Source organism: Paraburkholderia sp. HC6.4b (assembly GCF_014200875.1).
In the GTDB taxonomy this organism is placed as follows: Bacteria; Pseudomonadota; Gammaproteobacteria; order Burkholderiales; family Burkholderiaceae; genus Paraburkholderia; species Paraburkholderia tuberum.
In genome coordinates this window covers 42717-54976 of the sequence record NZ_JACHDC010000002.1, presented here as the reverse complement: position 1 = coordinate 54976, position 12260 = coordinate 42717, and the positions used below count along the sequence as shown (strand labels likewise).

Below are 12260 nucleotides of genomic sequence, written 5' to 3'. Positions count from 1 at the left end.
CTGCTCGAATTCCTCGCGTCTGGTTACGACTTGCGGCGGCTCGCGCTCAAGGTTTCGCCCCCGTCGCCACCGGCCGTTTCGGATCGGAACTCCATTCGCTCCAGGAGCCCGCGTACAACGCTGAACCATGCAGGCCGGCAACCTCCATCGCAAGCGAATTGATGCAGGCGGTCACGCCCGAGCCGCATTGCAGCACCACGTGTTCGGGCGGCGTGTCGCCGAGCAGCGCGTGGAATTCCTCACGCAGTGTGTGCGCCGGCTTGAAGCGGCCGTCGGGGGTCAGGTTGTCCTTGAAGAAGCGGTTCAGCGCGCCCGGGATATGGCCGCCGACGCGGTCGAGCGTCTCGTTTTCGCCGCGATAGCGATCGGCCGCGCGCGCATCGACGACGATTCGCTCCTTCGAACCGAGGTTGCGCTCGACCGCCTGGGTATCGATGGTCACGGCGAGCGGCGCGGCCGCCTTGAAGTCGCCGGTGTTCTGCGCGGGCACGTCCTGCGTCAGCGGTTGGCCAGCCGCTTCCCATGCCTGCAGTCCGCCGTCGAGCAGCGCGACCGCGTCGTGACCGAGCCAGCGCAACAGCCACCAGACGCGCGCCGCGTACATGCCGCCTTGTGCGTCATATGCGACGACCTGTTGACCTTGCTTCAGTCCCCGCGACTCCAGCGTTTCGACGAGCCGCGCGCGATCGGGCAGCGGATGCCGGCCGTTCGAGCCGTTCTTCGGCCCGGACAGATCGCGATCGAGATGCAGATAGTGCGCGCCCGGCAGATGGCCGGCCAGCCAGGCTTTCTCGCCCGCGTCGGTATCGGCGAGGTCGAACCGGCAGTCGATCACGAACACGCTGCCCGGCGCGGCCGTGAGCCGCTCGGCAAGATTGGTCGCGGAGATCAGGGTGGTGTAATGAGTGTGGGGCATGAGCGTCTCCTCGATACGGGCGATGGCGGCTGCGGGCCGCGTCGTTCACGCGGCTGGCGCATGGCCGGTCTATATCGGTAGTCTAAACAAAAAAAGACGGGTCGAAGCCCGTCTTTCCTTGAGTCGATCGATGCGCCACGCGGCGCGGATCAGATCGTGCCGAGTTCGCGCCGCAGAAACTCGTGGAAGTGCTGCATACCGTCTTCCATCGGGCTCTGATACGGTCCGACCTGTGATTCGCCGCGCTCCATCAACGCGAGGCGGCCGGCGTCCATGCGCTCGGCGATCTCGTCGTCTTCGCGGGCTGTCTCCATATAGGCGGCGCGCTCGGCTTCGACGAAGTCGCGCTCGAACAGCGCGATTTCCTCGGGGTAATAGAACTCCACAACGTTGGTGGTCTTCTGCGGACCGCGCGGAATCAGCCACGACACGACCAGCACGTGCGGATACCACTCGATCATGATGCCCGGGTAGTACACCATCCAGATCGCGCCGAACTCGGGCGGATTGCCGTCGCGAAAGCGCAGCACTTCGTCGTGCCACTTGCGATACGTCGGGCTGCCCGGTTGCTCGAGCGCCTTGTGCACGCCGACCGTCTGCACGCTGTACCAGTCGCCGAACTCCCACGTCAGATCGTCGCAATTGACGAAGCTGCCGAGGCCCGGATGGAACGGTGCGACGTGATAGTCCTCCAGATAGACCTCGATGAAGGTCTTCCAGTTGTAGTTGCACTCATGGACTTCGATGTGATCGAACATGAAGCCCGCGAAATCGAAATGACGCTTGGTGCCGAGGCGTGCGAGATCTTTCGCGACGTCCCGACCTTGGGCCTCGAACAGCAGACCCTGCCAGTTCTGCAGTGGCGTGGCGCCGAGATTCAGGCACGGGTTGTCGGCGAAATGTGGCGCGCCGAGCAGCGCGCCCTTCAGGTCGTACGTCCAGCGATGCAGCGGACAGACGATGTTCTGCGTCTGTCCGCGGCCGTTGAGCATGATGGCTTGCCGGTGGCGGCACACGTTCGACAGCAACTCGACTTGCGACTGCTGGTTACGGACGAGTACCCGCCCCTCGCGTTCGCTGGGCAAGGCAAAATAATCCCCCGCTTCGGGCACCATGAGATCGTGGCCGATGTAGCGAGGACCTTTCTTGAAAAGGGTGTCGATTTCGCGCGTAAGAAGCGCTTCGTCAAAGTAAGCCGTGACTGGCAGCTGGCTATGAACAGACCGCAACTGCAATGCATTGCTCAGATTGGACATTCCCACTCCCGATGAAGACGTGAAAGCAGTGAACAACCCAACCATCGAAGATTCGATTTAGGGAGCCCGCAATTATACCCGTTTCCCTGTGACAGGGGCACTTAAGTCCCTGATTTGGGTTAAAAATGTCAAGAAAGTTCGGCATTTTCGCCGCAGACCTCGAGCTTTTTTTCTGCGAGACTTCAGGGTCGAAGCGGGGCAAGGGTGGGCATCGGACAGGCTCGAAGCGAGACAGCACGGCGGGGCGCAGGCCGGCGGGCGGATCGAAAATGTCGCTTTTGCCGTAGAATGTCCGACTTGTTTTAATTTTGCGACTATTCATGGCGAAGACCGCATCGAACGATTCCGCCGCCGCACCAGCCGAAAGCGGCGATAGCGCGCCGCTGCCGGAGAACTACGAGGCCGCGCAGACCGAACTGGAAGAGCTCGTCGCGCGCATGGAAGGCGGCAGTCTGAGCCTCGAGGAATCGCTGGCCGCTTACCGTCGCGGGGCGGCACTTGTCGCATTCTGTCAACAGCAGCTCGAAAAGGTCGAGCAGCAGGTGCGGGTCCTCGATGGCGAGACCCTCAAGCCGCTGCCCATGAATACCGCAGGAACAGCCGCGACTGAGAGCGGGGACGACCTATGACATTCGAACAATGGACGCGCTCGGTGCTCGAACGCGTCGAAACGGCTCTGGAACACTATCTGCCGGCCGAGACGACCGAACCCGCCAGGCTGCACGAGGCGATGCGCTATGCGGTGCTCGGCGGCGGCAAGCGGGTGCGGCCGCTCCTGTGCCACGCGGCCGGCGAGCTGACCGGCGCGCGTGCCGAATGCCTCGATGCGGCGGCGGCGGCGCTGGAAATGATTCACGTGTACTCGCTCGTGCACGACGACATGCCCTGCATGGACGACGACGAACTGCGCCGCGGCAAGCCGACGGTCCACGTCAAGTATGACGAAGCGACCGCGCTGCTGGTCGGCGACGCGCTGCAGTCGCAAGCATTCATCGTGCTCACGTCCGACGTACTCGGCCGGCCGCAGCAGGCCTCGCTCGTACGCGAACTCGCGCTCGCAAGCGGCTCGATCGGCATGTGCGGCGGCCAGGCCATCGATCTGGCGAGCGTCGGCCACACGCTGACCCGCCCGCAGCTCGAGACCATGCATCGCATGAAGACCGGCGCGCTGCTGCGCGCGGCCGTGCGCATGGGCGCATTGGCCGGCGAGACGCCGGACGCGCAGGGTCTGGCGTCGCTCGACGCCTACGCCGCCGCGGTCGGTCTTGCGTTTCAGGTCGTCGACGACATTCTCGACGTCACGACCGACTCCGCAACGCTCGGCAAGACCGCCGGCAAGGACGCGAAGGACGGCAAGCCGACCTACGTGTCGATTATTGGGCTCGACGCGTCGCGCGCGCTCGCGGCGCAACTGCGCAGCGACGCGCACGCCGCGCTCGCGCCGTTCGGCGCGCGCGCGCAGCGTCTTGCCGAACTGGCCGACCTGGTGGTGAACCGGGTCAGCTGAACGCGAAAGCCCGCCGCCGCGCACCCTCCATCCCCGGGGTGCATGTATGAAGTGCGGGCGCGTAAGTTTTCCTACAATGGAACGACGATGTACGACTTGCTGAAAACCATCGACGACCCGGCAGCCCTGCGCCGCCTCGATCGCCGCCAATTGCACCCGCTTGCCGACGAGTTGCGTGCCTTCGTGCTCGACAGCGTATCGCAGACGGGCGGCCATCTCTCGTCCAACCTCGGCACGGTCGAGTTGACCATCGCGCTGCACTACGTCTTCGATACGCCGCACGACCGGATCGTCTGGGACGTGGGCCATCAGACCTATCCGCACAAGATCCTGACCGGTCGTCGCGACCAGATGCACACGCTGCGTCAGTTGGGCGGCATCTCGGGCTTCCCGAAGCGCGACGAATCGGAATACGACACCTTCGGCACCGCGCACTCGAGCACGTCGATTTCGGCCGCGCTCGGCATGGCGATCGCGAGCAAGCTGCAAGGCGACAACCGCATGGGCATCGCCGTGATCGGCGACGGCGCGATGACGGCCGGCATGGCCTTCGAGGCAATGAACAACGCGGGCGTCGAAGACGACGTGCCGCTGCTCGTGATCCTCAACGACAACGACATGTCGATCTCGCCGCCGGTCGGCGCGCTGAATCGCCATCTCGCGCGTCTGATGTCCGGGCGCTTCTATGCGGCTGCGCGCGCGGGCGTCGAGCGCGTGCTGCGCGTCGCGCCGCCGGTGCTCGATCTCGCGCGCAAGCTCGAGGAGCACGCGAAGGGCATGATCGTGCCGGCGACGCTGTTCGAAGAGTTCGGCTTCAACTACATCGGACCAATCGACGGTCACGATCTCGATTCGCTGATTCCGACGCTGCAAAACATCAAGGAACTGCGCGGGCCGCAATTCCTGCACGTGGTCACGAAGAAAGGCCAAGGCTACAAGCTGGCCGAGGCTGATCCGGTGCTGTACCACGGCCCGGGCAAGTTCAATCCGGCCGAGGGTATCAAACCGGCCGCGACGCCGTCGAAAAAGACCTACACGCAGGTGTTCGGCGAGTGGCTGTGCGACGCGGCCGAGCTCGACTCGCGCGTGATCGGCATTACGCCGGCAATGCGTGAAGGCTCGGGCATGGTCGAGTTCGAAAAGCGCTTCCCGGACCGTTACTTCGACGTCGGCATCGCCGAGCAGCACGCGGTGACGTTCGCGGGCGGCCTTGCCGCGGACGGCATGAAGCCTGTCGTCGCGATCTATTCGACCTTTCTGCAACGCGCGTATGACCAGCTGATTCACGACGTCGCGCTGCAAAACCTGCCGGTGGTGTTCGCAATCGATCGTGCGGGTCTCGTTGGTGCGGACGGCGCGACGCATGCGGGCGCGTACGACCTCGCGTTCATGCGTTGTATTCCGAACATGACCGTGATGGCGCCGTCTGACGAAAACGAGTGCCGCCAGATGCTGTACACCGCGTTGCAGCAGTCGCATCCGACCGCTGTGCGCTACCCGCGCGGCGCGGGTACCGGGGTCGCAACGGTCAAGCAGATGGCCGCGTTGCCGCTCGGCAAGGGCGAAGTGCGTCGCGAGACGTCAGCGCCGGCCGGCAAGCGCATCGCGATTCTCGCGTTCGGCACGATGGTCGCGCCGTCGCTCGCGGCCGCCGAGCAACTCGACGCCACCGTCGCGAACATGCGCTTCGTGAAGCCGCTCGACACCGAACTCGTGCGCAAGCTGGCCGAGACGCACGACGCGATCGTCACCGTCGAGGAAGGCTCCATCATGGGTGGCGCGGGTTCGGCGTGCGTCGAAGCCCTGCTCGCAAGTGGGGTTATGCGTCCCGTACTACAATTGGGGCTCCCCGATCGGTTCATCGATCACGGGGACCCGGCCAAGCTGCTCGCCGCGTGCGGTCTCGACGCCGCGGGTATCGCCCGGTCGATCCGCGAACGCTTCCTTGCGAGCGGCGCGGTCGGCGGTCAGTCGTCCGTGAAGCGCGTCGCGTAAAGCGCTGTCGGCTGTCGTGCCGTCGTAGGTTCGACTCATGCCGCCGTCATGCGACGGCGGCTTCGGCAATCTCTAGTTTGAACCGACGGGTGTTGTGGGCCGTCACCCAACGCCGGCGCGAGCCGGCGTTCGCCGTTGCGCGCACTGATCCGCATGGCCGTTGGGTGCCTCGCACTCGCTGCGCGATAGTCGCCGATGCAGCGAAACCTTGGTGCAGCCCGGCGCTTTCCAGAAAGGACAAAAGAATGAATCAGATGAATCCCGCTTTCGTGATGCCCGACGTGCAAAGCACCCCCGACATGCGCCAGATTCCGATCCAGCGGGTCGGCGTGAGGGGCGTGCGTCATCCATTGACGATTCGCACGCAAGGTGGCGAAGTGCAGCCGTCGGTCGGCACGTGGAATCTCGACGTGCATCTGCCGGCCGAGCAGAAGGGCACCCACATGTCGCGCTTCGTCGCGTTGCTCGAAGAGAACAAGGCGCCGCTCGAACCGGCCACCTTCCGCACGATGCTCGCGGCTATGCTCGAAAAACTCGAGGCCGAGGCGGGCCGCATCGAAGTGTCGTTCCCGTACTTCGTGAACAAGACCGCGCCGGTGTCGGGCGTGCAGAGCTTGCTCGATTATGAAGTCACGCTGACCGGTGAGACCCGCCATGGCGCGACGCGGGTGTTCCTGAAGGTGCTGGTGCCGGTCACGAGCCTGTGCCCGTGCTCGAAGAAGATCTCGCAGTACGGCGCGCACAATCAGCGTTCGCACGTGACGATCGATGCCGAGTTGAACGGCGACGTCGCTGTCGAAGAGTTGATCCGTATCGCCGAGGAAGAAGCGTCGTGTGAACTGTGGGGCCTGCTCAAGCGCCCGGACGAGAAGTTCGTCACCGAGCGCGCGTATGAAAATCCGAAGTTCGTCGAAGACCTCGTGCGCGACGTTGCCCAGCGTCTGAATGCCGACGAGCGCATCGTCGCGTATGTGCTCGAAGCGGAGAACTTCGAGTCGATTCACAATCACAGCGCGTATGCGGTGATCGAGCGGGACAAGCGCCTCGCCTGATACGTTCCTGATCGCTCCACGCCGTTTCGTTTCGAAGGCATTGAAGCAAAAAAGCCGCTTGTAAAGCGGCTTTTTGTCCTCTTGGGGCGGCGGTTCAGTGCGCGAGCGACGTCAGATCCCAACGCGGCTTCACGGTGAACGCGTAGTCGTGGCCGGCCTGTTCGGGCCAGCGTTGCAAACGCAGCGCGCCGGCCAGCGCGATCATCGCCCCGTTGTCCGTGCATAGCGACAGGTCCGGGTAGTGGACGTAGAAATTGCGCTTCTGCGCGGCGGCCGACAGCGCTTCGCGCAATTGCCGGTTCGCGCCGACGCCGCCCGCCACCACCAGCCGGTTCAGCTTCGTGCGCTTGAGCGCCGCTAGAGATTTCGCGGCCAGCACGTCGACGGCGGCATCGACGAAACCGCGCGCGAGGTCGGCCTTGGCCTGCTCGCAGATGTTCGCGCCGCCCAGCCGGTTCGCGTGCGTGAGCACGGCGGTCTTCAGGCCGCTGAAGCTGAAATCGAGGTCGCCGGAATGCAGCATCGGGCGCGGCAGCACGACTGCGCCGGGTGTACCGAACTCGGCCATGCGCGAGACTTCGGGGCCGCCCGGATAGCCGAGGCCCAGCAGCTTGGCGGTTTTGTCGAAGGCTTCGCCGGCGGCGTCGTCGAGCGTCTCGCCGAGCGTCTCGTAGAAGCCGACGTCCGTCACACGCATCAACTGCGTGTGGCCGCCCGAGACCAGCAGCGCGACGAACGGGAACGGCGGCGGCTCGTCGACGAGCAGCGGCGACAGCAGATGCCCTTCGAGATGGTGAATGCCCACGGTCGGCTTGTTCCACGCCATCGCCAGCGAATTCGCGACGCTCGCGCCGACCAGCAGCGCGCCCGCGAGCCCAGGCCCTTGCGTGTAAGCGATCGCGTCGATGTCGCCGCGCGCGACGCCGGCGCGCTCCATCACCTCTTCGAGCAGCGGCAGCGCGCGGCGGATATGGTCGCGCGATGCAAGCTCCGGCACGACGCCGCCGTACTCCCGATGCATCGCAATCTGCGAATGCAGCGCGTGCGCGAGCAGGCCGCGCTCCGTGTCGTAGAGCGCGAGACCGGTTTCGTCGCAGGAGCTTTCGATGCCGAGAACGAGCATGATGAATCGCTTGAGACGGGCGCGCGCGACGCGCGTCCGGAAGTGAAAGGTAAGCCTGAAAGTATACCAGCGCGGACAGGCGGCCGCAGGCGGCCCGCTGAGCACGGGCATGGACGCGTGGGCCCGGCAGGTACAATGCGGCCCCATGGAATCCTTCGATATCGCAGTGATCGGCGCGGGCGCGGCCGGCATGATGTGCGCGGCCGTGGCCGGTCAACTCGGCCGGCGTGTGGCGCTGATCGACCACTCGCAGCGTCTCGCGGAAAAAATCCGCATTTCCGGCGGTGGCCGGTGCAACTTCACGAATCTGTATGCGGGGCCGGCCAATTATCTGTCGGCGAATCCGCATTTTTGCCGCTCGGCGCTCGCGCGCTATACGCCGCGCGATTTCATGGCGCTGCTGAAGCAGCATCGCGTGACATGGCACGAGAAGCACAAGGGCCAGCTGTTCTGCGATCAGTCGAGCGACGCGGTCATCGACATGCTGAAGAACGAATGCGACGCCGGTGGGGTTGCATGGCGCACGCCGCTGTCGGTCGAAGAGGTGCGCCAGGACGCCGAAGGACAGTTCCTGCTCGGCACGACGGCGGGCACGATCGCCGCCCGTGCGCTCGTGATCGCGACGGGCGGTCTGTCGATCCCGAAGATCGGCGCGACCGATTTCGCGTACCGGATCGCCAGGCAGTTCGGCCACAAGTTGATCGACACGCGTCCCGCGCTGGTTCCGCTGACCTTCGCTCCGGCCGACTGGGAGCCGTTCGCGGCGCTATCGGGCGTGTCGCTTGAAGTAGAGCTGTCGACTGGCAATACGAAGACCGGCGCCGAATTCACCGAAGATCTGCTGCTCACGCACCGCGGCCTGTCGGGCCCAGGCGTGCTGCAGATCTCGAGCTACTGGCAGCCCGGCGAGCCGATTCACATCAATCTGCTGCCGGAGCGCGACGCCGCGACTGCGCTCATCGACGCGAAAAGCGGCACGAAGCGGCAGATCGCCAATCTGCTATCGGAATGGGTGCCGCAGCGGCTCGCGCATGTGTGGCTCGACACTCACCGGATGGCCGCCGAGGCCCGCGTCGCCGATCTGCCGGACAAGGCGCTGCGCGGCATCGGTGAGGCGCTGTCGCGCTGGACCCTCACGCCGAACGGCACCGAGGGTTATCGCAAGGCCGAAGTGACGCGCGGCGGGGTCGATACACGCGGTTTGTCATCGACCACGATGATGAGCGCGCGGGTGCCGGGCCTCTACTTCATCGGCGAGGCGGTCGACGTGACCGGTTGGCTCGGCGGCTACAACTTCCAGTGGGCGTGGGCGTCGGGTGTCGCGGCGGGCGAGGCGGCGGCCGAATATGCCCGGGGGGCTTGACGGCGCAATGGCTTTGTGAGAAAGCTCTGCTATACTCCTGAACCTTTACAAAGTTCCGTTATTGAAAAATGACGACCGTCCGCGTAAAAGACAATGAGCCGTTCGAAGTCGCCATGCGCCGTTTCAAGCGCACCATGGAGAAAAACGGCTTACTGACGGAACTTCGCGCTCGCGAGTTTTACGAGAAACCCACAGCCGAACGCAAGCGCAAGAAAGCGGCGGCGGTGAAGCGTCATTTCAAGCGTCTGCGTGGCCAGATGCTGCCAAGGAAGCTCTACTGATTCTGGCGTTGCCCCGCTGTACACGGCGCGGCAGCATCCAAGCCGATGGCGGCACGACAGGTGTCATCATGGCAAACCCGGCCCATCGGGCCATCCGGCAGGGTCGCATCCACTACGCAAAATTGCGCCAACCCGCTTGAGGAAGACGTCCCAAGCGGGTTTTTGTGCTGATGCGGCAGTATCGCCGCCGTCGACCGGCCGGTTTTTCAACTTTTCAACGCAATTCAGGTGAGTGATGAGTCTCAAGGACCGGATCAACGACGATATGAAAGCTGCCATGCGGGCGCGCGAGACCGAACGTCTCGGGACGATCCGCCTGCTGCTCGCCGCGATCAAGCAGCGTGAAGTCGATGAGCGGGTCACGCTCGACGATGCCGCCATAACCTCCGTCATCGACAAGATGATCAAGCAGCGCAAGGATTCGATCAGCCAGTTCGAGGCCGCAGGACGTACGGATCTTGCGGACAAGGAAAAGGCCGAGTTGGCTATTCTTTCCGCGTACATGCCTGAGCAGATGTCCGAAGCGGAAATCGTTGCCGAGGTGCAGGCGGCGGTCGCGCAAACCGGCGCTGCCGGCCCGCAGGACATGGGCAAGGTGATGGGCGTGCTGAAGCCGAAGCTGGCCGGCCGCGCCGACATGACCGCCGTCTCCGCACAGGTCAAGGCCGCGCTCGCTAAGTAACTCTGTCGATTTGTCCGGGTCGCGCGCCTCCAGAAGGCGAGGCGCGGGACCCGGGCGCGGTGTCGAGCCCGGGCTCCGGGCTTGGATTTTGAAGCTTTCCAGGCAGCGTCATTTACTGTGATCCCACCGTCATTCCTGCAGGACCTGCTCAACCGCGTCGATATCGTCGACGTGGTCGGCCGGTATGTGCAGCTGAAAAAGGGCGGCGCGAACTTCATGGGGCTGTGTCCGTTTCACAACGAGAAGAGCCCCTCGTTTACGGTTAGTCCGACTAAACAGTTTTATCACTGCTTCGGCTGCGGTGCGCATGGTACGGCCATCGGTTTCCTGATGGAACACGTGGGCGCGTCGTTTCCCGAAGCGGTCAACGAGCTCGCGCAATCGGTGGGTCTCACCGTACCGCACGAGGCTTCTCCCGGATATGGCGGCGGCGGTGGAGGCGGAGCTGGCGGCGGCTACGCGCCGGCGGCATCGAAGGCCGTGACAACCGCGCTGTCCGATCTCATGCAGACCGCCTGCGACTACTACCGTAAGCAACTGCGCGGTGCGCCGGGCGCGATCCAATATTTGAAGAAGCGCGGCCTGACCGGCGAAGTCGCCGCGCGCTTCGGTCTCGGCTATGCGCCGGACGGGTGGCAAAACCTCGAGGCGGCGTTCCCGAACTATCGCGACGACGCCCTGGTCGAAGCGGGTCTCGTGATCGTCAGCGAAAAGTCGGACGCGCAGGGTCAGAACCGCCGCTACGACCGCTTTCGCGAGCGGATCATGTTCCCGATCCGCAATGTCAAAGGACAGGTGATCGGCTTCGGCGGCCGCGTGCTCGACGGCGGCGAGCCAAAGTATTTGAATTCACCGGAAACGCCGCTATTTAACAAGGGCAGCGAGCTGTACGGGCTGTTCGAGGCGCGTCTTGCGATTCGAGAGCAACATTACGTGCTGGTCGTCGAAGGTTATATGGACGTGGTCGCGCTGGCCCAATTGGGCTTCCAGAACGCCGTCGCGACCCTCGGCACCGCTTGCACGCCGATTCATGTGCAGAAACTGATGCGCCAGACCGATACGGTCATCTTCAGTTTCGACGGCGACGCGGCCGGCCGGCGCGCCGCGCGTCGCGCGCTCGATGCGTGCCTGCCGCACGCCGCCGACAACCGGACGATCCGTTTCCTGTTCCTGCCCAGCGAGCATGATCCCGACAGCTACGTGCGCGAGTTCGGCACCGAGGCTTTCGCCGAACAGGTCGAACGGGCGATGCCGTTGTCGCAGTTCATGCTCAACGAGGTGTTGACCGGCAAGGAGCTCGATCAGCCCGAAGGCAAGGCCCGCGCGCTGTTCGACGCGAAACCGCTGCTGCAGGCGTTGCCGGCCAATGCGCTGCGCGCGCAGATCATGCATATGTTCGCAGACCGGCTCGATGTGCCATTCAGCGAAGTCGCGGCGCTTTGCGAGGTCGACGCGCGGATCGCGGCCGCGTCGCGCAAGGCGCCGGCCCGCAAGGACCGGCGCAGCGTGACCGGCATCGAGGAAAAGACGCTGCGCAATCTGGTGATGTATCCGCGCACGGTCGCGATGCTCGACGAAGCGGCCGAAGAGGCGCTGCTCACCGTGACCCGGCACGGCGAACTGTTCGCGGAAGTGACGACGCACGCGCGAGCCCTCGGCGATTCGGCAGCGTTCCAGTTGTTGTCCGATCTCTTGCGAAATGGCGCGAACGCCCCAACTTTCGAGGAAATCTTTCGCAAAATTCTAGACTATGATGAAAACGTCCGGGATTTGCTGCTGAAAGACCCGCAGGACGCGGCCGTCATCGAGGAACGGCGCGAGCAGGAACGAATTGTCGGCGAGGAGCTGAAAGCCGCGATTTTGAAGATGCGATACGACGCTTATTGCGATCGTCTCGAACAGCTTTCGCGACAGTCGCGGCATACGCCGGAAGAGTTTGCCGAGTTTTCGGAGCTCAACCGGAAGCGGGCCGACATGAAGCGTCAACTCGGGCTGTAGCGGCGAGGCCGAAACCTCGGATGGTATAATCAAAAGTTTCTAGCGGTTTGTTTTTTCAAGGGTTTTCCTAGCAAAGGCGAAAGGCGA

Annotated in this window: 11 protein-coding genes; 8 read left to right on the top strand and 3 right to left on the bottom strand. The window is 64.2% G+C overall.

The features are described from left to right. Positions 1 to 46: 46 nt before the first annotated feature. Positions 47 to 916 carry a sulfurtransferase gene (locus HDG34_RS02535; RefSeq protein ID WP_090808405.1) on the bottom strand — a complete coding sequence of 290 codons (870 nt, stop codon included), beginning with the start codon at positions 914 to 916 and terminating at the stop codon, positions 47 to 49. A 149-nt stretch (positions 917 to 1065) separates the two neighbouring features. Beyond that, positions 1066 to 2172: an aromatic ring-hydroxylating dioxygenase subunit alpha gene (locus HDG34_RS02530; protein ID WP_184057463.1), complete on the bottom strand. Its 1107-nt coding sequence runs from the start codon at positions 2170 to 2172 to the stop codon at positions 1066 to 1068. A gap of 320 nt (positions 2173 to 2492) precedes the next feature. Between HDG34_RS02530 and HDG34_RS02525 the strand changes: the two genes are divergently transcribed. The 4 genes from HDG34_RS02525 (at position 2493) to folE2 (ending at position 6726) form a co-directional block, all read left to right on the top strand. Further along, a complete protein-coding gene (locus HDG34_RS02525) occupies positions 2493 to 2801 on the top strand; it encodes an exodeoxyribonuclease VII small subunit (RefSeq protein WP_090808406.1) in 309 nt (102 codons plus the stop codon). After that, positions 2798 to 3679 (top strand): polyprenyl synthetase family protein, encoded by an 882-nt coding sequence (locus HDG34_RS02520; RefSeq protein ID WP_184057461.1) that lies wholly within the window; start codon positions 2798 to 2800, stop codon positions 3677 to 3679. The genes HDG34_RS02525 and HDG34_RS02520 overlap by 4 nt, the downstream gene beginning before the upstream one ends. Positions 3680 to 3766: 87 nt before the next feature. Further along, entirely contained in the window at positions 3767 to 5674 is a 1908-nt protein-coding gene (gene dxs, locus HDG34_RS02515; protein WP_184057459.1) for a 1-deoxy-D-xylulose-5-phosphate synthase, read from the top strand. A gap of 245 nt (positions 5675 to 5919) precedes the next feature. Continuing rightward, entirely contained in the window at positions 5920 to 6726 is an 807-nt protein-coding gene (gene folE2 / locus HDG34_RS02510) for a GTP cyclohydrolase FolE2 (RefSeq protein WP_090808410.1), read from the top strand. Positions 6727 to 6820: 94 nt separating this feature from the next. Here folE2 and tsaD read toward each other — a convergent pair whose 3' ends face one another. Beyond that, a complete protein-coding gene (tsaD, locus tag HDG34_RS02505) occupies positions 6821 to 7849 on the bottom strand; it encodes a tRNA (adenosine(37)-N6)-threonylcarbamoyltransferase complex transferase subunit TsaD (protein ID WP_184054832.1) in 1029 nt (342 codons plus the stop codon). Between the two features lie 145 nt (positions 7850 to 7994). Between tsaD and HDG34_RS02500 the strand changes: the two genes are divergently transcribed. From HDG34_RS02500 to dnaG, 4 genes are all read left to right on the top strand, one after another. Next, the gene (locus HDG34_RS02500; protein ID WP_184057457.1) at positions 7995 to 9212 is read left to right on the top strand and encodes an NAD(P)/FAD-dependent oxidoreductase; all 1218 of its coding nucleotides are present in this window, start codon (positions 7995 to 7997) and stop codon (positions 9210 to 9212) included. A 68-nt stretch (positions 9213 to 9280) separates the two neighbouring features. Continuing rightward, positions 9281 to 9493 carry a 30S ribosomal protein S21 gene (gene rpsU, locus HDG34_RS02495; RefSeq protein ID WP_090808416.1) on the top strand — a complete coding sequence of 71 codons (213 nt, stop codon included), beginning with the start codon at positions 9281 to 9283 and terminating at the stop codon, positions 9491 to 9493. Positions 9494 to 9728: 235 nt separating this feature from the next. Beyond that, complete coding sequence (locus HDG34_RS02490; protein ID WP_184057455.1) at positions 9729 to 10175, top strand: GatB/YqeY domain-containing protein; 447 nt, start codon at positions 9729 to 9731, stop codon at positions 10173 to 10175. 117 nt (positions 10176 to 10292) lie between these two features. Then, positions 10293 to 12173, top strand: coding sequence for a DNA primase (gene dnaG, locus HDG34_RS02485; protein WP_184057453.1), 1881 nt, complete (start codon positions 10293 to 10295; stop codon positions 12171 to 12173). Positions 12174 to 12260: the final 87 nt, after the last annotated feature.

Excerpts from the sequence above, each read along its gene's own strand:
- HDG34_RS02535 (WP_090808405.1), bottom strand. The coding sequence starts at position 916 with ATGCCCCACACTCATTACACCACCCTGATCTCCGCGACCAATCTTGCC.
- HDG34_RS02530 (WP_184057463.1), bottom strand. The coding sequence starts at position 2,172 with ATGTCCAATCTGAGCAATGCATTGCAGTTGCGGTCTGTTCATAGCCAG.
- HDG34_RS02525 (WP_090808406.1), top strand. The coding sequence starts at position 2,493 with ATGGCGAAGACCGCATCGAACGATTCCGCCGCCGCACCAGCCGAAAGC.
- HDG34_RS02520 (WP_184057461.1), top strand. The coding sequence starts at position 2,798 with ATGACATTCGAACAATGGACGCGCTCGGTGCTCGAACGCGTCGAAACG.
- dxs (WP_184057459.1), top strand. The coding sequence starts at position 3,767 with ATGTACGACTTGCTGAAAACCATCGACGACCCGGCAGCCCTGCGCCGC.
- folE2 (WP_090808410.1), top strand. The coding sequence starts at position 5,920 with ATGAATCAGATGAATCCCGCTTTCGTGATGCCCGACGTGCAAAGCACC.
- tsaD (WP_184054832.1), bottom strand. The coding sequence starts at position 7,849 with ATGCTCGTTCTCGGCATCGAAAGCTCCTGCGACGAAACCGGTCTCGCG.
- HDG34_RS02500 (WP_184057457.1), top strand. The coding sequence starts at position 7,995 with ATGGAATCCTTCGATATCGCAGTGATCGGCGCGGGCGCGGCCGGCATG.
- rpsU (WP_090808416.1), top strand. The coding sequence starts at position 9,281 with ATGACGACCGTCCGCGTAAAAGACAATGAGCCGTTCGAAGTCGCCATG.
- HDG34_RS02490 (WP_184057455.1), top strand. The coding sequence starts at position 9,729 with ATGAGTCTCAAGGACCGGATCAACGACGATATGAAAGCTGCCATGCGG.